This is a genomic window from Arhodomonas sp. KWT, assembly GCF_010993615.1.
In genome coordinates this window covers 1-652 of sequence record NZ_WNXE01000935.1, presented here as the reverse complement: position 1 = coordinate 652, position 652 = coordinate 1, and the positions used below count along the sequence as shown (strand labels likewise).

The following is a 652-nucleotide window of genomic DNA, read 5'->3' as shown; positions in this document are numbered from 1 at the left end:
ACGCATCGACGGCGGGGAGCACGTCGACGACGTGGTGCTCGTGGATCAATCCCCCATCGGGCGCACCACGCGCTCCAACCCGGCCAGCTACGTCGGTGCCTTCGATCCCATCCGCAAGGCCTTCGCCGCCCAGCCGCTGGCGCGCGAGCGCGGCTACACCAAGGGGATGTTCAGCTTCAACTCCGGGCGCGGACGCTGCCCCGCGTGCGGCGGCAACGGCTTCGAGCACGTCGAGATGCAGTTCCTCTCCGACGTCTACCTCCGCTGCCCGGACTGCGACGGCCGCCGCTATCGCTCCGAGATGCTGGAGGTCACCCTGCCGCCGGCTGCGGGGGACGACGACCGCCCCCGCTCCATCGCCGAGGTGCTGGACCTCACCGTCACCGAGGCCCTGGACTTCTTCGCCGACGCCCCGGACGTCCTGCGGGCCCTGGAGCCCCTCGCCGCCGTCGGGCTCGGCTACCTGCGCCTCGGCCAGCCGGTACCCACACTCTCCGGGGGCGAGTCCCAGCGCCTCAAGCTCGCCGGCCACCTGGCGAAGAACAGCGGCCGCCGCCGCAGCGGCCAGCGGCTGCTGTTCCTCTTCGACGAGCCCACCACCGGGCTGCACTTCGACGACGTCGCGGTGCTCCTGCGCGCCTTCGAGCGGCTG

The 652-nt window shown here is 72.4% G+C and carries 1 pseudogene; it reads left to right on the top strand.

From position 1 onward, the window contains the following. Positions 1–652: pseudogene (locus tag G7A99_RS23395) on the top strand (excinuclease ABC subunit A); the annotation flags it as partial.